General features: G+C 36.1%; 12 protein-coding genes. 5 read left to right on the forward strand and 7 right to left on the reverse strand.

Annotation, left to right across the window (positions count from 1 at the left end; all coding sequences use genetic code 11):
- The first annotated feature begins 98 nt into the window (after positions 1-98).
- The 4 genes from BM024_RS05070 (at position 99) to BM024_RS05085 (ending at position 7,105) form a co-directional block, all read left to right on the forward strand.
- Complete coding sequence (locus tag BM024_RS05070) at positions 99-3,164, forward strand: SusC/RagA family TonB-linked outer membrane protein (protein WP_090678375.1); 3,066 nt, start codon at positions 99-101, stop codon at positions 3,162-3,164.
- Between the two features lie 2 nt (positions 3,165-3,166).
- On the forward strand, positions 3,167-4,942 hold the full coding sequence (locus BM024_RS05075; RefSeq protein WP_090678376.1) for a RagB/SusD family nutrient uptake outer membrane protein: 1,776 nt from the start codon (positions 3,167-3,169) through the stop codon (positions 4,940-4,942).
- Positions 4,943-5,544: 602 nt separating this feature from the next.
- Positions 5,545-6,051 (forward strand): DUF2938 domain-containing protein, encoded by a 507-nt coding sequence (locus BM024_RS05080; protein WP_090678377.1) that lies wholly within the window; start codon positions 5,545-5,547, stop codon positions 6,049-6,051.
- Positions 6,052-6,151: 100 nt separating this feature from the next.
- Positions 6,152-7,105, forward strand: coding sequence for a helix-turn-helix domain-containing protein (locus BM024_RS05085; protein ID WP_090678378.1), 954 nt, complete (start codon positions 6,152-6,154; stop codon positions 7,103-7,105).
- Between the two features lie 126 nt (positions 7,106-7,231).
- Here the strand turns inward: BM024_RS05085 and BM024_RS05090 are convergent, their stop codons facing one another.
- From BM024_RS05090 to BM024_RS05100, 3 genes are all read right to left on the reverse strand, one after another.
- The gene (locus BM024_RS05090; protein WP_090678379.1) at positions 7,232-7,714 is read right to left on the reverse strand and encodes a hypothetical protein; all 483 of its coding nucleotides are present in this window, start codon (positions 7,712-7,714) and stop codon (positions 7,232-7,234) included.
- Positions 7,715-7,847: 133 nt separating this feature from the next.
- On the reverse strand, positions 7,848-8,240 hold the full coding sequence (locus BM024_RS05095) for a hypothetical protein (protein ID WP_090678380.1): 393 nt from the start codon (positions 8,238-8,240) through the stop codon (positions 7,848-7,850).
- Positions 8,241-8,666: 426 nt separating this feature from the next.
- Positions 8,667-9,065 carry a hypothetical protein gene (locus BM024_RS05100; RefSeq protein WP_090678381.1) on the reverse strand — a complete coding sequence of 133 codons (399 nt, stop codon included), beginning with the start codon at positions 9,063-9,065 and terminating at the stop codon, positions 8,667-8,669.
- An 870-nt stretch (positions 9,066-9,935) separates the two neighbouring features.
- Between BM024_RS05100 and BM024_RS05105 the strand changes: the two genes are divergently transcribed.
- Complete coding sequence (locus tag BM024_RS05105; protein ID WP_143077721.1) at positions 9,936-10,292, forward strand: hypothetical protein; 357 nt, start codon at positions 9,936-9,938, stop codon at positions 10,290-10,292.
- A 36-nt stretch (positions 10,293-10,328) separates the two neighbouring features.
- On the opposite strand, the gene BM024_RS05110 is transcribed toward BM024_RS05105, so the two are convergent.
- The 4 genes from BM024_RS05110 to BM024_RS05125 form a co-directional block, all read right to left on the reverse strand.
- Positions 10,329-12,821 (reverse strand): alpha/beta hydrolase family protein, encoded by a 2,493-nt coding sequence (locus tag BM024_RS05110; RefSeq protein WP_090678383.1) that lies wholly within the window; start codon positions 12,819-12,821, stop codon positions 10,329-10,331.
- Positions 12,811-14,187 (reverse strand): RagB/SusD family nutrient uptake outer membrane protein, encoded by a 1,377-nt coding sequence (locus BM024_RS05115; protein WP_090678384.1) that lies wholly within the window; start codon positions 14,185-14,187, stop codon positions 12,811-12,813. Before BM024_RS05115 ends, BM024_RS05110 begins: the two co-directional genes overlap by 11 nt.
- A 14-nt stretch (positions 14,188-14,201) precedes the next feature.
- Positions 14,202-17,198 carry a SusC/RagA family TonB-linked outer membrane protein gene (locus BM024_RS05120; RefSeq protein WP_090678385.1) on the reverse strand — a complete coding sequence of 999 codons (2,997 nt, stop codon included), beginning with the start codon at positions 17,196-17,198 and terminating at the stop codon, positions 14,202-14,204.
- A 221-nt stretch (positions 17,199-17,419) separates the two neighbouring features.
- Complete coding sequence (locus BM024_RS05125; RefSeq protein ID WP_090678386.1) at positions 17,420-18,112, reverse strand: peptidase associated/transthyretin-like domain-containing protein; 693 nt, start codon at positions 18,110-18,112, stop codon at positions 17,420-17,422.
- Positions 18,113-18,860: the final 748 nt, after the last annotated feature.

Below are 18,860 nucleotides of genomic sequence, written 5' to 3' on the forward strand. Positions count from 1 at the left end.
ATTCTAAATAGAGACTTTTCTTCATTTATATATAAAGTGTAGGTAATGTTGGGGTAACTCTAGGGGCGTTATTTTGCAACACTATTTTAAACGTAAACATGAAAAACAAACACACCAATTTTCATTTATTAAAACACTTTTTTAAGTGGCGTTATGTTGGGTTGTCCGCAATCTTAATGTATAGCCCTGAAGTGCTTTCGAACCCGTTGTTGGTTCATCAATCTAATTCTACATTTCTTGAGACTCAAGATGGAATTATTAGTGGTAGCATTTTAGATGAGTCAGGAATGCCAATTCCTTATGCTACTGTTGTTGTAAAGGGAACTCAGCGTCACACACAGAGTGATTCTTCTGGAAATTTTAGTATTCAGGCTAAGGATGGTGAGATTATTCAAGTTGAATTTCTTGGATATCACAAATATGAGGCTGCTGTTAAGGGTAAACGTTTGCAAATTGTCTTAAAGAGCGATGATGAGCTTCTAGATGAGGTTGTTGTTACTATTGGATATGGTAATAAGCATAAAAGGGATTTAACGGGTGCTATTACTCAGTTGGAATCGGCTAGTTTTAAGGATGGGGTTAATATTTCTCCTGATCAATTGTTACAGGGAAAGGTTTCTGGGGTTCGTGTGGTTCAATCTAGTGGGGAACCGGGTGCTGGAGTAGATGTTTCTATTCGTGGTATTGGTTCTATTAGAAGTGGTTCTACTCCTCTGTTTGTGGTTGATGGTATGCCTTTGTCTAATGAGAATGTTTCTCCTGAAGGGGGAAATATTGGAATGGGGAGTTCTGGTGCTAAGAATCCATTGAACTTTTTAAACAGTAGCGATATAGAATCTATCACGGTATTAAAAGATGCTTCCGCTGCTGCGATTTATGGTGCTCGTGGTTCGAATGGTGTTGTTTTGATTACTACTAAGAAGGGAACTTCTGAGAAACCTACTTTGAATTTTGAGAGTTCTTTGGGTTTTTCTAATGTGATTAAAAAACTGGATGTTTTATCTGCTGATGAATATAGAAAAAGACTTAAAGAGCCTGCTTTTGATCATGGTGGAAACACAGATTGGCAAGATGAGATTTTGAGAACAGCTGTTACTAGGAATAATAGTTTGTCTTTTGCTTCTAAAACTAAAACGGGTAATTACTTTGCTTCTCTTTCCAACTTGAATCAAGAGGGGATTATCAAACAAAGTGATTTTAATAGAAATAGTGCTCGTTTTAATGGAACGGAAAGTTTCTTTGAAGATCGTTTAACGATTAAGGCTAATGTTACGGCTAGTGAGATTAAGGAGAATGGTGTTCCTACTTCTGATGATGGGGGGTCTGATGGTCAGTTGATGATTCATACTTTGATGGCAAACCCTACTTGGAGTGTGTTTGATGAGAAAGGGGATTATACCAACTTTAATATGAATGCGCATTATAATCCTGCTTATTTGTTGAGTATTTATGAGGATGAAACTCGTACTGTACGCGCTTTAGCGAATTTGGAGGTGGGCTATAAAATCTTGCCTAGTTTGCATTATAAGTTCAACTTTGGGTATGATGTTAGTAATTCTGAGCGTAATACTACGATGTATCCCAATGTTACGGATAGGTCACCGAGGGGACAGTATTTTCAATCAAACTTGGAGAGTAAATCATCTCTTTTGGAGCATTACTTGACGTATAATTTGGATTTGGATAAGCATCAATTTGATGTGTTGGGAGGTTTTTCTTATCAGTATTTTTATAATTCTGGTAGTACGATTAGCTATACTGATATTGCGGATAAAAATGATGGTGTTCCTCCAATGAACAATATTGGGTATAAGGGAAAATATAATGGTTCTTCTGGGTTTGCTCAAGAGAATGAATTGCAGTCTTATTTCGGTCGTTTGAATTATACGTTTGATGGTAAGTATTTGGTTACTGCTTCTGTTCGTGCAGATGGGTCTACTCGTTTTGGTGCTAATAATAAGTATGGTTATTTTCCTTCTTTTGCTTTGGGTTGGAACTTGGATAAGGAAAACTTTCTAATGGATTCTAAAATGATTAGCGCTTTGAAATTTCGTGCTAGTTGGGGTGAAACTGGAAATCAAGAGGTTCAAAACAAGATTACTCAGGCTAGTTATTCTCAGTCTTACGGTGATGGGTATTACTTGAACAGTGATGGTGAATTGATTCCTGGTGTTACTATTACAAGAACTCCTAATCCTGATTTGAAATGGGAGGTTGTTTCTCAGCTGAACTTTGGGGTTGATTTTAGTTTGTGGAATGATAAGTTGTATGGTAGTTTAGATTATTTTAATAAGACTACTAAGGATGCAATTCTTAATATTCCGTCTAAACCTCTTAGTCCTACTACTAATATATGGGTTAATATTGATGGTGAAATTGTTAACAAGGGATTTGAGTTTATGTTGGGGTCTAATATTGTTAGAACAGACGATTTTACTTGGAATCTAGATGTGAATGGTACTCTTTTGAACAATAAAATGGAGAATCTCCCTGTTTCTCAAATCTTATCTGGTAAGATTTCTGGTCCTGGTCAGTCTGATGTTAATGCTAATATTTACAAGAGTGGCTATGCTTTAGGTAGTTTCTATGCTTTAGAACATATTGGATATGGAGAAGATGGAGAGGACTTGTTTAGAGACGTTAATGGAGATGGTATTGTTAGTATGGATGACCGTGTTATTATAGAGGGAGGGATTCCTAATTTTACTTTCGGGGTTAATTCTTTTATGAAGTATAGAAATTGGGATTTTTCTTTTTCTATTATCGGACAGACTGGTGGGTATTTGGCAAACAATACGATGTTGAATGCTTTGAATATTAACAATCTTGCTTCTGATAGAAACGTAGCTTCTCAGTATGTTGATTCTGGAGCGAACATTAGTAATCCTCCTCAGTTTTCTACTTTGTATATTGAGAAATCGGATTTCTTACGTTTAAATTCTGTGAGATTGGGTTATACGGTTCCTACTGACAATATTAGTTGGATTGATAATTTGAACTTGTATGTGAGTGGACAGAATTTATTGACTTTAACTAATTATTCGGGTTATGATCCTTTGATTAATTCGAACAAAGCAACTGCAGGGAATCAATCTATTGGTGTTGATTACACTTCTTACCCTACATCAAAAACATTTTTATTCGGCTTATCGGCAAAATTTTAATTATGAAGAAAAACATTTTATTTCGCATAGGTAGTTTAGTTACTATTGGGGCTTCTTTATTAGCGGTTTCTTGTACTGATTTGGAAGAATCGGTTTTAGATGAGAATTTGGGTTCTTCTGAAGCTGATCCGGCTTCGGCTCTTGCTTCGGCTTATTCAAGATTAGGAAGCAATCTTTTTACTGGTACGGGGGGATTATTTGCTCTTCAAGAGATTAGTAGTGATGTGGCAATTCTTCCAACTCGTGGTAGTGACTGGGGTGATGCTGGGCGTTGGAGAGGTATTGCTGAGTTTACTTGGGGGCCTGATAACAGTATTGTTTCTGGTAATTTCAATGATTTGACTAATGGGATTACAAGGGCTTATACGGCTATTGAAACTATTGGTAAGAGTGATATTTCAGTGAAAGAGCAGTATTTGGCTGAATCTAAGGGATTGTTGTATTTTTATATTGCTCAGATGTTCGATTTGTATGGACAGGCTCCGTATAAGGATATTAATGACATGACTGCTCCTATGCAGGTGTTGTTGGCTGAAAAACATATTGACCAGTTGATTGTTGATGTGGAGGGACTTTTACCTCAATTGCCTGATTTAGGTAGTCAACAGACTCATGCGGGACGCTTTACTAAACAAGCTGCTTATGGTTTATTGGCTGAGTTGTATATGAACAGAGCGGTTTATAAGGATCGTTATAATGCTTCTTCTAGTTTTAATTTTACTGAGGTTGCTATGGATGGTTCTGGTTCTAATATGGATAAGGTGATTTTTTATGCTTCTAAGTTGATTGACGATGGTCGTTTTCAATTAGAATCTAATTATTTCCACAATTTCGCTATTGATAATAGTTCTTCTCAAGAGTTGATTTTTGCGGTTGTGCAACATGTTTCTGATATTAAAGGGTCTAGCAATGACTTGGCTTATAATACTATGGAGCGAAATCAAAGGGTGACTGCTAAGAACAGGGGTACTAATGCGAGTGCGATTCGTCCAGAATTTTTTAGCAGTTGGGAAAACAATTTTGACGACCCAAGGTTTCAAAGAAAATATCAGTATGAAGATGGAACTTGGTTTAAAAACGATGGTACGGATGTTTCTGTTCCTGCGAGTTCTATAGCTCCTGGTACTTCTCAACCGTGGTTCCATTTTAATAGAGGGATTCAGTTTGGTCAACAACATGGTCCGGTTCTTTTATCTTCTGGTGTGTTTGATATGACTGCTGATGGTCGTATAAAGGTTCATCCTTTGGTGATGGAAAAGAGTACTACTACTCCAATGAATTTTACTCCTGAAATGAATTTTGATGATCCTACTCAGGCTATTTTCAAGCAGGATCAAATTAATGGAGGGGCTCGTTGTTTTAAGTTTGAGTTTGATGCTTCGAATGGAGATAATGGTTCGTCTGCTGTGGATATTCCTATCTATCGTTTGGGTGGTATTTATATGCTTCGTGCTGAGGCTTATTTCCGAAAAGGAGATTCTGGTCTAGCGCTTCAGGATATCAATATGGTTAGAACTAGCCGTACTCATGATTCTTTTTCTGGGTCTGTTGCTGGAAAAGCAATTAGTGGTTTAGATAAAGAGGTTTTGTTTAAGGAGTTGGGGTATGAGATGTATTGGGAGAGTAAGCGTAGACCTCAAATGGTTCGTTTTGGTAAGTTTGATTTACCACTTGCGAGATCTGCTAAACCTCAATCGGATCCTTTTAGAAGGGTGTTTCCTATTCCTCAGACTATTTTAGATATTGATACACATTTTAATCAGAATTTTGGATATTAATTAGAAAAGGACTTAATTGTTCTTTCGTAAATACGGTTATTCGTTGATTTGTAAATGGGTAAAGGAGTTTATTTGTGAATTTGGTTATTCGTTAATTTGTAAATGGGAAAAGGAGCAAAGGAGCAAAGGAGCAGAGAGGCAAAGGAGCAAAGGGGCAAAGGGGCAAAGGAGAAGGGCAAAGAGGCAAAGGAGAAGGGCAAAGAGGCAAAGGAGCAGGGCCGAGCGTAAAGTTTTAGTCTAGTAGACTAAAATAGCGACGGAGCCAGCAGGCGTGCTGGAGTAAGAATATAAGGAGCAAAGGAGCAGGGCCGAGCGTAAAGTTTTAGTCTAATAGACTAAAATAGCGATGAGGCCATCAGGTGGGCGGCTTTAAGCGAAAAATCGATTTTCGTTGTTCGACAATCGAAATTAGATAAATAAGAATTTAGTTACAAAAGCGGGTTGTTCTATTTTGAGCAACCTGCTTTTTTCGTTTGTTAGTATACTGTATTTTTATTTGTAGTATATATGTGATTTGTCCTGTTTTTGCTACGCATTGTTTTGTGGGGATGGAATCTTGTTGTTTTAATTTTGCTTCGTTATTAATTTTAAAATAAGTCGAGATGTTTATGAATGTTGATTTTCTATGGTTTTCTTTGTTGCTTGGTGTTGGGGCTACACTATTTATGGATTTATATGCTGTGTTTATCAAAAGAGTTTTTCAAATTCCTTCTTTGGACTATGCTCTACTAGGGAGGTGGATTGGACATTTTAATAAGGGTATGTATCGTCATCCAAATATTATGGTTGCTTCAAAGATTGAGTATGAAAGAGTAATAGGGTGGTGTGCTCATTATATGATTGGTGTTGCTTTTGCTTTTTTGTTGCTGTTATTGACTGGGATTGATTGGGTTTGTAATCCCTCTTTCTTGCCTGCGTTGATTCTTGGTGTGTTGACAACAGTTGCTCCTTTTTTTATGATGCAACCTGCTTTTGGTTTTGGAATTACGGCTTCTAAGACTCCTAAACCAAATATAGCTAGGTTGCGTAGTTTACAAGCTCATACAGCTTATGGGGTAGGTTTGTATGTGACAGGTGTTATAATTAGCTTCTTGTTTTGTATTTTGTAAATCTTCTATTGCTTTTTAATAAATAATAGAAAGTTTAAAAGGGTGTTAAGAATTATCTTTAAAAGTTATTAATTTTGAGGTGTTTAAAAGTTTTGGGTTTATGAAGAAAACGAAATCTATTACCGAAATTAAGTCTACCCAAGATTTTAGAGATCATTTCTTTGGTGATGAGGATGTTTCTTTGGAGTGTTCAGAATGTGCTCCTTTTCGCGGTGAAAGTGGTTTTCTGGAAGTTTTTTCATTAGAAAATCTGCAAATGGTTTCCAATTCTTTTGTTGGTAGTCAATCTAGGAAAAAGTTTTATACTGTAGTTCTTGTTACTGAGGGACAGATGGTAGAGACGATTGGACGTCATCAGCATACTTTTTGTTCAAATATGATGTATTTCATAGCAGAAAATCAATTGCATAGTATTGAGCAGTGGAGTAAAGATTTGAAAGGGGTTATGTGTTTATTTGATTCTGATTATTTTTTGCTTTGTATCAAAAACCAAATTAGGTTGAATAGTTTTCCTTTTTTCCAATTGACCAAGGATCCTTTTGTTGAATTGAATGATAGGGAAGCTACTATGATGGAACATCTTTTTTGGAAGATGAGTAGTGAATTATGTCAGAGGGAATCATTTAATGGTGATTTGTTGGTTAGAATGTTTTTGAATATTATTTTATTAGAGGCTGAAAGAATCTATACCAAGAAGACTCCTGATATTACTTTTGAGTTATCGCGAAAAGAGCAGTTGGTTGCTCAGTTTCAGTTGTTGATTAAACAGCATATAATCGAAATGAAGCGGGTGGATGAATATGCGAATTTACTTCATGTGCATCCTCATTATTTAAATGATGTGGTGAAAGAGGTTACTGATTTTCCTGCGAGTTATTTTATTCAAAATCAGTTAATCGATGAGGCTAAGTCTAGATTAATTCAAACAAATGCTACAGTTTCTATGATAGCGGTTATGCTTAATTTTAATGAAGAGTCTTATTTTGGAAGATTTTTTAAAAGGCATACTGGTGTAACTCCTCTTCAATATAGAAAGACTCATCAGCAACATTGATAGGGTGTTTTTTTTTGATAAGAGAGTAACTAACATAATTTAGTTATAAAAGCGGGTTGTTCTATTTTGAGCAATCCGCTTTTTTTATTTTAAGGGAGAAAATAAAATGGATCAATTCTATACTCCTTAGCATAATCGCTCTTTAGCTATTTCAATTTGTCTTCTATGTCGCAATACATGAACAATTGCGTGTTCCATCATTTGTTCAATGTCATAGGACTGTCCCCATTTTGTTTTTATTTTATCGGGATAGTCGAATTTCTCGAGGCTATAATCGTAAATAGTTTTGAAAGTGTCTCTTGTAAATACTATTACTTCATCCAAATCACGGATATATTCTAAGGCTGTATCTCTATGTCTTAATCCTGGACGAGGAATAGCATGATCTATAGATTCTCGAATGTATATAGCATAAGAAAAGGCTGAACCTATAACATGCGCTAGTATATTTCGAATGGACTTGCCATTGGGATCAGAGGTGTGTGGGTCGATAGTAGCGGCTAAGTCTTTATTAGAGATTGGAACAATAACATATTGCAATTCATTTAAAGCCCTTTCATATTCAGCTAAAATAGCATTCACAGCACGTTTGTTTTGGTCTGTTTTCATAATATTTATATTAATAATGAAAAGTGTTTTGTTGTTATATAAATATAGTGAAAATAGAAAACCCCAACGTATATAATAAGATAGTTGGGGTTTAAAAGTAATCTAAGTGTTTATTTGTAATCTAAGTGTTTATTTAAGGTTTTACTTTGATTGGTTCTAGAATTACATCACCAGGGAAAGGTATAGGATATACTATCACACCATTACAAGAAACTCTAGGTTCTCCAACTATAGTTAAAACTTCATTCATGATTATTACTCCAGGTCCTGCATATTGATTTCTTAACTGTTGTAATCTATTGTTCACATAAGAGTCAGTTCCACAACCTTTTTCTCTAACTACGAATTGATATCCATGATAGTTACTTCCTTCAATTTTAATAGGTTTCATCACTACTAATTCGTAAGGATATTCAGGAATTCCCCAATTACCAGGAGGAAATTGATCGTTAGTTGTAGTTGTACTTGCAAATGAAGACAATCCTAGGGTACACACTCCGACAAGTGTGAAAATTAGTTTTTTCATAATTTATAGTTATAGGTTTCTATAAAAATACCAAATCATTTCGATATGACATAGTTTTTTACGCACTTTTTTGTGAGTATTGTTAGAGGGTTATTTGTGAATGCGGTTATTCGTTGATTTGGTAATTCGTGAATTTGTAAATAGGCTAAGAAGCAAAGGGGCTAAGAAGCAAAGGGGCAAAGAAACAAAGGTGCTAAGAAGAAAAGAGGCAAAGAAGCAAAGGGGCTAAGAAGCAAAGAAGAAGGGGTGAGCATTAAGTTTTGGTCTAGTAGACTAAAATAGCGACGGATCAGTAGAAGGGATGGCTTTAAGGAAAAGTAAAGAATTGACGAGGGAGAAAAGAAAAGTGACTATATTGTTTTAAGTTGATGTAATAAAAATAGAAAACCCCAACGTATAGTAAGTTAGTTGGGGTTTAATTGTAATTTAAAATTGTTTATTAGGTGGTGTTATGATAATTGGATCTTCAATCACTTTTTCAAAATCTCCAGGATAAGGTATATCGCGTGGACATGGTGTTCTCGGTATTCCATCAGTACCTAGAAGTTTGTTCATCACTATTACTCCTGGCGCAGCATATTGATTTCTTAATTGTTGTATTCTGTTGTTTACATAAGTATCGGTTCCGCAACCTGTTTCTCTTACTAGGAATTGAAATCCATGAGTGTTACCACTCATTTGAATCGGTTTCATTACCACAATCTCATAAGGATATTTAGCACTTAAAAGGTTGTAGTTAGGATTTTGATCTCCTGTAGTTGTACTTGCAAATGAAGACAATCCTAGGGCACACACTCCGACAAGTGTGAAAATTAATTTTTTCATAATTTATAATAATTGGTTTGTATAAAAATATCAAATCATTTCGATATGACATAATTTTTTACGCACTTTTTTGTGAGTATTGTTAGAGGGTTATTTGTGAATGCGGTTATTCGTTGATTTGTAAATAGGCAAAGAGGCGAAGAAGCAAAGGGGCTAAGAAGCAAAGGGGCTAAGAAGCAAAGGGGATAAGAAGCAAAGGGGATAAGAAGCAAAGGGGATAAGAAGCAAAGGGGATAAGAAGCAAAGGGGATAAGAAGCAAAGGGGCGAAGAAGCAAAGGGGCTAAGAAGCAAAGAGGCGAAGAAGCAAAGAGGCTAAGAAGCTAAGAAGCAAAGAAGCTAAGAAGCAAAGGGGCTAATAAGAAAAGAGACTAAGAAGAAAAGAGACTAAGAAGAAAAGAGACTAAGAAGAAAGGGGGCTAAGAAGAAGGGGGATAAGAAGCAAAGAGACTAAGAAGAAAAGAGACTAAGAAGAAAAGAGACTAAGAAGAAAGGGGGCTAAGAAGAAAAGAGACTAAGAAGAAAGGGGGATAAGAAGCAAAGGGGATAAGAAGAAGGGTTGCGGGGTTACAAGATATTTGTGAAGAGATGATAGTTTTTTTTTAATTTATTCTAAATCAAAACTTTAACACTACTTATAGTATTTATACGTATTGTATATATGAAAAAAAGTTCTGAATTTTGGTATTAAGTTGATTAGACGAGCATAAAAAAAGGCTTTCAGTAATACGGCAATATTACCAAAAGCCTTCCGGTCTCGCATTAAAAAAATGTTTAACCTTTAAAATGTAATTTTCGAGCTTTTTCGTAAAAGCTCAAACACCGAGCACGAGAAGAGTTCTCATCACTCAAATTAATCTAATACTAAAGATATGAAAAATATTTTTAAAAACACCCTGCTGTCAACAGTTGTTTTCGGTATGGCAATCGCAAGTGGGTTCGCGATGGACAATAACCCACCAACAGAACCAGTTAAAAAAGTGGTTGAAATAGAAGTAGTAACGGAGGAAGCTCCAGAAACACTTCAAATGGGGTTTGGCTATGTAGATTCTTTGGGGAATTGTGTTCAATATACTGGACCACTACCTAGTGATTGTACAATAGATCAGACTGCAGATCAATGTACCGTAACCGTTGGAGGAATTATCAGGCATTTGTATATTGCTGTTAAAAATCCGATTACGAATGTATGGAGTTGTATTACGCCTCTTTACAAAGAAATTCCGTAATAAATATTTATTAGACGCCCTTTTAGGGCGTCTTTTTTAGTAGGTATTGTAATTAACTCCTTTGTTGATCCACTCAGTCTCTTTTTTCTCTATCAAATAATAATTAAACCAATCTAATACTTTTATGGTTAAATCTTTTTGTTCATTATTAACGGAAAGACTATGTCCTGCGTTTTTGTAAAAAAGTGCAATTACTGACTTTTTATAACGCTGTAATGCAATATACATATGTCTCGTTTGCTCCCAATGAACATTGTAATCTTTTAGCCCCGTCCATAATAACATAGGAGTTTCAAAGTTTTGTGCAAAATGAATCGGCGAGTTGTTGTAATATTTAGAAGGATTTTTGTCAAAAGTCTCTCTTAAATCTTGTTGGGGTCCTTCAACACGATACCAATTCGGTATTCTTAGGTTATAATTGTATTCATAAGTAAAGTTGATTAAATCATGGATTCCAGCTCCGCTTATTCCTGCGGCAAATAACTTTGAATTTCCTAATATAAAGCTAGTCTCATAGCCTCCAAAGGAGGTTCCAATTAAGCCTAGTTTGGTTTTGTCAATCGAAGGTTCCATTGCTGTTATGACTTCAATGCCTTTGGTCACGCATTCCACGGCTGAAAGCCCAGGTCCCTCTTCAGAAACGTAGGTGTCGGGCATAAAAACAAAATATCCTTCGTCGTTTTTTAAAGCTCTATTAAAGCCACTTTGATTGAATAAGCTTGGTATTTTAAATTCCGAACGTAAATAACCTAATCGCTCGTAAATCCAAGTAACCATTGGATATTTTTTAATTGAGTTGTAATCTTTAGGATACCATAAAATTCCCGACAAATCAACTCCGAATTTGTCTTTGTAATGAATCACTTTTTGCTTTCTCCAGCTGTATAGTTCTGTTGGGACTTCAGGTTCTAAGAGTGTGCTTACTTTTTCGTTTCTATAAACTTTAACCGTCTGTGGTAAATTGTAGTTTTCTTCCGTCCAAACGACTGTTTTTCGATCTTTGGATACTCCATTGTTCAAATATTGAGTATTGAGTTTGTTTTCGGATGAGTCAACTAGTTTCGTGATTTTGTTTTTAAACAAACTGTAATAGGAGGTCTTGTAATCTTCAATATGTGAAGAAAATATAAAGGGATTATTAGAGACTACAAAAGTGCTGTTGGGTTTTCTAATGGTATTTACAAACCTAAAGCGGTTTTTTTCCTTGAAGTTGGTAATTGCTTTTGTTTGTTGATTTTCTAGGTTGTAGGCTAAAATATTTTGTCCATCCTGATAGAAAATAGATTTAGAATCCTCCGTCCAAAATGGAGTGGAGCGTGTATCGGTATGTGGAATGATAGTTCTTTTGTGACTTTCAAAATCATAAACCTCCCAAATATCTTTATTTGGATAGAGAAGAAACTTGCCGTTTGGTGCTTTGTTATAAAGACTTTGGAAGTTAACAGCTGTAGCCAAATCCCCTTTTTCTTGCATTGTTTTTAGATCCAAGATTCGATAGCGTACGTTTTCAAATACTTGTGAATAGTCTTGCAGCTCTAAGGGGTCATAAACCAATAGGTAATTAGGGATTCCAATGTTTAAATATTCATATTTGTAACTTCGTGGAAGTTCTTTTAGTTTGTCAGTGGATTGATTGTAAATAAAGGCTTTTAAATCTCCTTCTTTCTTTTCCAATACTTTGTATTTCAATTGTCGGTCGTTTCCATTCCATATATCCAAATAATCTTTGGTGGGGTCTTTTGTAGCATGGTCGATTCTATAAGAGATATAGAAATCGTCATTTGTAAAAAAGCTAATTTGAACTTCTGAGATAGAGGCATTTGCTTTGGGTAGTTCAATGAATCTAGAAACTCCTTTTTTAGCATCTATATAGAGAATATCTTTTTCTTTAAGTGATAGAGCAATAGCATTTTCTTGGGAATTCCATTCTAGTTGGTAAGGCAAAGTTTCTGTTATATCTACTAATTGCTTTTCCTCTAAGGTTTTTAAATCTAATTGAAAAAGAATTGTATTTCCTTCTTTTTGATAAAGTAGACGTGTTTTGGCGGGGTTGAGGTGATATTTAGAAATTCCCTTTTTGCACCAAATGATTTGAGAGCCTTTCTTCGAATATTTTTTTAAAACCAATTCGTTTTGCTCTGTGATATAACAAAGCGTTTGATTGTCTTCTATCCAATCTTGTTGCTTTAAAACTCCTAAAGAATTTTGCTTCTCAGAAGTAAGATTCACTTCAACGGTTTCTAACTCCTTTTTTCCAATCAGAAAATCGTTATTAGTAAATTGAGTCAGGCCAATAGCCGTGACTTCCACTTTTTGTTTAGTGTCTGTGTGTACCGCATAAGCTTTGTTATGGTTTAAATTGTTTGGATAAATTTGATAAACAAACGTCCAATTACCATTGGGAGCAATAGCATCTACATGCCAATAGTTCCATCTCGGGTCAATTGAAATACTATCTCTTTGAACAGCCAACGAGATAGTGGAACAACAAAATGAAAGTAGTAGAAAAACGAGTTTTTTAATACCCATGATTCTGTGGTTTTAGGTTTTCATTCATCAAAATTTCTGATTCTGGAATCGGTAGTAAAGCGTGTTTGGCTTCCCAATTGAGTTTCGCTGTTTCTAGAATTTGTAATCTATTATTTCGTTTTAAATCCCAAAAGCGATGTCCACCTTCGGTAAAAAACTCCCGTTGGTATTCGTCTAAAAGCTCTGCAATAAAATCAGTTTTACTTAAAGTGTTAGGAAGTGGGGTTAGTCCTCTTTTTGTTCTAATTTCATTTAATACATCCACCGCCTCGCTCACCTTTTCTTGATAGGTGAGGGCTTCCGCTTTTATAAAGTAAGCCTCTTCTAGTCGAAAGCGAATGGAGAATTCATCGGTGTTGTAGCTTTTATTTTTATACTTATAGGCATACCAATAAGAATTTATACCATCTGTGATTTTTCTACTCCAATGCTGTAGTCGTAAATCTTCAGGTACAAAAGAACTTGTTAGGTTAAAGGATAAAGCCACATTGGTAGGAGGTAAGGACTCGATTATATAAGTGTCCGCTTCATAGCTGTAAGTAATGTATTCGGCTATGTAAGAAGGGCTCATTTGCCATAGCGTAGAACGAGCATTCTTTTTAAATACCTTATCTAGATCTGTTTCCAAAGCATAAAGCGGATTGTCCAACACATTTTGAGCATAGGTTTCTGCTAAATCATAGCGCTTTTTCAACAAATAGTTTTTTGCTAGAACCAGTTCTACAACTGCTTTGTTAGGGTAAATTCGATCGGAATGACGGTAGTTGTTTTCCAAGAGATCTAAAGCGACTTTTAAATCTTTTTCCACCAAGTCTAACACTTGTAAGTACGGTATTTTAGCAATCCTACTATTGACTTTATAATCGGTGGTGGTGATATAAGGTAGGTCACCATAGAGTTGACACAAATAATGATAGTATAAAGCTCTTAAAAAATAAGCTTCCCCTAAATAGGCATTTTTAGTATTTTCTTCAATAGCAGTGGAAGCGATCACACCTTCTATAAAAGCATTGATTTGATAAAGGTTGGTGTAGGATTCATCCCAATATTTATGGGTGGGGGAAGAGGAAGCGTTTATGCTATTTAGATAAATATAATCATTTTGTTGAAAAGATTCCAATTCATCAGTGTATTTTCCAAGATCGTAACTCAAACCAGAACCTCCATAAAACAGAGGAGTTTCTCTGAGGTTGGAATATAAATTGGAAAGCGCCAATTTAGTAGAGTAAGGATCGGAGTACACATCTTCGGTGTTGAGCTGATTGTTGGGTAGATCGATATCCACCAATTCTTCACAGGCTGTTAGGCTTAGGCATAGGATTCCTATACCTAGGCCTTTCTTTAGGATTAGGTGTATGGTTTTCATTATAATATTATTTTTTAGAAAGTGAGTTGAGCACCAAAGGAAATAGCGCGAAGAGGAGGTAGGTTGCCTATATTCGTAAACTCGGGGTCGATACCGTAATAGTTAGTCCAAGTCCATAGATTCTGTGCTTGAACGTATAAACGAATCATTTCTACCCCTAGTTTAGGAAATGAATACTGATAGGCAAGGGACAGGTTTTTGAAGCGAATAAAAGACGCATCGCTAATGGCTCGATTGCTTTCCCACATAGTGGTAATTTGCTCGAATGCATTTGAATTACTTGTAGTAGCTGCTGTATAATTTCCGTTTGGAGTGGTAGGTGTCCAACGATTGATGGCTTCTACTGGATAATTGGAAGATAGTAACCCCGGAACTGTCATCACTTTGTCGTAATTGTAATTCGTTTGTTTTACGAATTGAAACAAAAAGTCTAAACTAAAGTTTTTATAAGAAATAGTGTTTTGAAGCCCTCCATGAAATTTCATTTCTACTTCTTTAAAAACTTTTTTGTCAGAAGCGTTGATCAGATTGTTTTGATCGTAATCTGTGAATTTATAAAGCCCTGAGTTTGGATCGATTCCTTCGTAATTATAAACGCCAACTATATTGATACTCTTTCCAATAACGTATCTGTTCTTGTAAGTAGATTCTTCAAGTCCAGGAAAGGAGGTAAGTTTGTTTTCAGGAAGGGAGATATTAAAATTAGTGGTCCAATTCCAGTTTGCCTTTTGAAGATTAGAAGTGTTTAGAGTAAACTCCCAACCCCTGTTTTGAACTGTAGCTCCAAAATTGTCGGTTACCGAAGGAAACCCTGTAATTTTAGGAAGTTGTATGGCAATAAGCTGATTGGAAGAACGGTTTTGATACCATGCCACGCTAGCATTGACTCTATCTTTAAACAAACCGAACTCCAAAGCAGCTTCTAGTTTGGTGGTTTTTTCCCAACTATAGTTGGGGTTATAGAGACGAGAAGGGTATAAGCCCGCTAATCCATCATAGAGTGCAGTTGTAGCTGTGTAAGTGTCCAAATACATATAATCCCCTACATTGTCAGAACCCGTAGTTCCATAACTACCTCTCAACTTACCAAAATTCAACCATGACAAGTTTTTAGCAAAAGACTCTTTAGAGAAAATCCAAGCTACACCTACCGCACCAAAATTTCCGAATTTGTTATTCTCTCCAAAACGACTCGAACCGTCTCGTCTCCCTGTAATGTTTAGAATATATTTGTCATTATAGGCATAGTTCAAACGCACAAAGAGCGCAGCATATTTGTATTGACTACTTCCAATTTTGTTGATGGTCTTTGTCTTTGCCAAGCCTATATTCGTTATAAAAGCATTGGAGCTAAAGTTAGAACCCGTAATGCTAGAAATATTTGAATGGTTGGATTGAACAGTACCCCCAACCAAGGCTTTCAAAGCATGCACTCCCCATTTTTTCTCCCAATGGAGCTGAGGTTCTATGATAAAAGAGTTAGAATTATTGCTAGCTTCTTGGGATTTTGAACGTTCACTCGTGAAATTTGCAATAGGGTTATAGATTGTATGTGGAGTTAATACCCGTTCCTCTAAGTTATTGGTGGTTATACCTGCGTTGAGTTTAAAACTCGTTGAAGGTGCAATTTTATAAGCTATTTGTGTGTTGAGCACCAACATTCTAGCTTCACTATCATAGGTTTTTTTCAATTGAGCAAGTGGATTTTCAAAGGTTCCATTCTGCCAGTTTAAACTACCATCTGCTTGATATAAAGAAGGAGCATTAGGAGGTAAAAATAAAGAAGGGGTGGTTAAATCCGCAGATGGTAAATCGTTGGTTGATACCGAATAATTAGTTGCCACATTAATGTTCCATTTATCGTCTTTGGAACGGTGATTTAAGTTAATTAAAGCCGAGTTTCTAACGAAACCTTTACCCGATTGTGGGAAAACCGTACCGTTCTCACCATGCGCTAGATTCACGTTAAATCGAGTAAAATCATTACCACCCGAAACTCCTAAGGAAAGATCTTTGCTGATTGCCGTTCCACCAATCAATTCTTTTTGCCAATCGGTGTATCGGTTTCTATCCCAAGTTCTAACCATATCGTATTCGTAAGGAGGTGGTACAGTAATTCCATCATTAGCAAAAGCCTCGTCTCTCATTTGGTTGAACTGCTGCGTATTCATCATATTCATGAACTTGGCTACTTTTGAGAAGCTCGTTGAAGAATTAACAGTAAAACGCGTTTTTCCTGCGATTCCTTTCTTGGTGGTAATCAACACCACGCCATTAGCACCACGAGAGCCGTAAATAGCTGTAGCATCGGCATCTTTTAGAATCTCAATAGACTCAATATCTTTGGAGTTGATGTTGTTAAGTAAACTCATCGAATTTTTAAAAAGACCCATCGATAGTCCTGAACCATTTAGAATAGAGGTATCTGTCATAGGAACACCATCAATTATATACATAGGAAAGTTTGAGGCTGTATTAGAAGATCCCAAACTATTCCTACCTCGAATTTCTACTTTAAATCCACCACCTGCAATACCCGTGTTTTGGGTGATATGAACACCTGGCATTCTTCCTTGCAATGCTTGCAGTGGATTTACCACAGGGCTTAATTCTAAGTCCTTAGCGGTGATTCTCGCAATACTTCCTGTCTGTTCTCTTTCCTTCACAGAGTAGTATCCAGTATTAATGGTAATCTCTTTAAGAGACTCTGTGTTTTGATTTAGTTTTATATTCATAATGGGTGAGGTAACCTCTCTTTCTTGGGAAGTGTATCCCATATATTCAAAGAGCAAACTAGCTCCTTTGGGTGCTTTTATTCTAAAAGTTCCATTACTGCCAGTAACTGTTGCGGATTGTGTTCCTTTAATAAGAACCGTTACGCCTATAAGTGGTCCTTCGGAGTCTTCTACCTTTCCCTGCACAGTGATGATTTCCTGTGCAAAGATGGAAGTAGAGAAACAAAAGCAGACCCACAGTAAGCCGAGATAGCCTGTGTTGTATTTGTTTTTCATAATTATAAATGTTGATTGGTTGATGCGCGAATGCGTAAATTTGTTGATTTGCAAAGGAGCGAAGAGGCAGGGCCGAGCGTAAAGTTTTAGTCTAGTAGACTAAAATAGCGATGGAGCCAGCAGGCGTGCTGGAGTAAGAAGCAAAGAAGTTAAGCTCTGATTACTTTTCTCATTCCCCTATTTTCTATCTACTGTCTCCTAATTTCCGTCCCCTATTCAAGCTATTTAAAAGGATTAACTCTCATCATTTTCACATTGATAACAGTATCCTTCGTAGCAGTGAATTGTTTCATTTCAAAACCTTGAGATACAATAGCAATACGACCACCTTTCAGAACGGTATATTCATATTTGCCATCTTTAGCAGAGGTAGTATGAGCTATATTTCCAGGAACCCTTTCTCCATAGACATCAAATTGAGCTATGGTAGCATTACCAATCGGTTTACCACTTGGATCGGTTATTTTTCCACTAATCTTGATGCGTTTGTGGATATCTATTTTCTTTTCAAAATCGGTTAGTTCATTGGCTGGATAAGCAGGGGGATTAGTTCTTTTGCTAAGTCTAAAAAACAAGTCTTTAGTTTGATTCTCGTTGATATTGCGAATGGTTGTTGGCATATATCTATTAAATCCATCTTGGATAACTATTGTTCCTCCTTTGTTTATGGTGAATTTATAAGACCCATCTTTCTCTACAAAAGTGTGTCTGTTAGTTCCTATATTATCTCCATCTGCCCAATAATCAGCTACTCCTTTTTCGGCTATAGTTATGATTCCTATTGGTGGTTTACCCGTGTCTTTAACGGTTATTTTTCCTGTTATAGTTACTGTTTCTTTTTTCTGAGCATAGATTGCTCCACTTATGATTACTAGAATTAGTATCATACTGTTTTTTAAATTTCTAAATGTCATATTGATTGTATTTTTTTAAATAGCTAAAAAGCAAAGGAGCTAAGAATGGTTGATTTCTTTGTAATGTTGATTTGTTATACGTGAATGCACAAATTTGTGAATCTGTGAATGCGTGAATGCGCAAATTTGCGAAGAAGCAAAGGAGCAGGGTCGAGCGTAAAGTTTTAGTCTAGTAGACTAAAATAGCGACGGAGCTAGCAGGCGTGCTGGAGTTAGAAGCAAAGAAGCTGATATCTGATTAATCATTATCGTCTCCTACTTTCAGTCTACTGCTCCAGTCTCCTAATAACTGTCCACTAGACATTTCATTAACGCTCTGCCCCCTCGTCCCCTGTCTACTGTCTCCTTTTTAAAAACATAGTTCATCCTATAGCCAAACGCCAGCTGGCTCGTTCGCTATAAATGTCTACTAGACATTTCTTTAACGCTCCGCCCTCAACATCCCGTTGAAAGCATCGTAAATTGTAGTAGTTTTTTACTTGTAGAAATCCGTAGACAAGTTTGTAGAATTCCAATCTGAGGTTGCAAAACCTAGTTTAGTAATACGGATTGTTGAGTTTCTCTTGCAGAAAGTGATTAACTATTTAGAATAAGCTCATTTACAAGTTCTCTTTCATAGTTGTTTGGGATTGTTTACTCGATTCTCTACCGTCATTGCGGACCTGATCCGCAATCTCAACAATGAGGACTCGAGACTTAGTTAATTTATAATTTGAGTAATTGAAAGTTACTTTTATAGCTAAGAGGC

The sequence above is a fragment of the Myroides guanonis genome (assembly GCF_900114085.1).
GTDB lineage: Bacteria > Bacteroidota > Bacteroidia > Flavobacteriales > Flavobacteriaceae > Flavobacterium > Flavobacterium guanonis.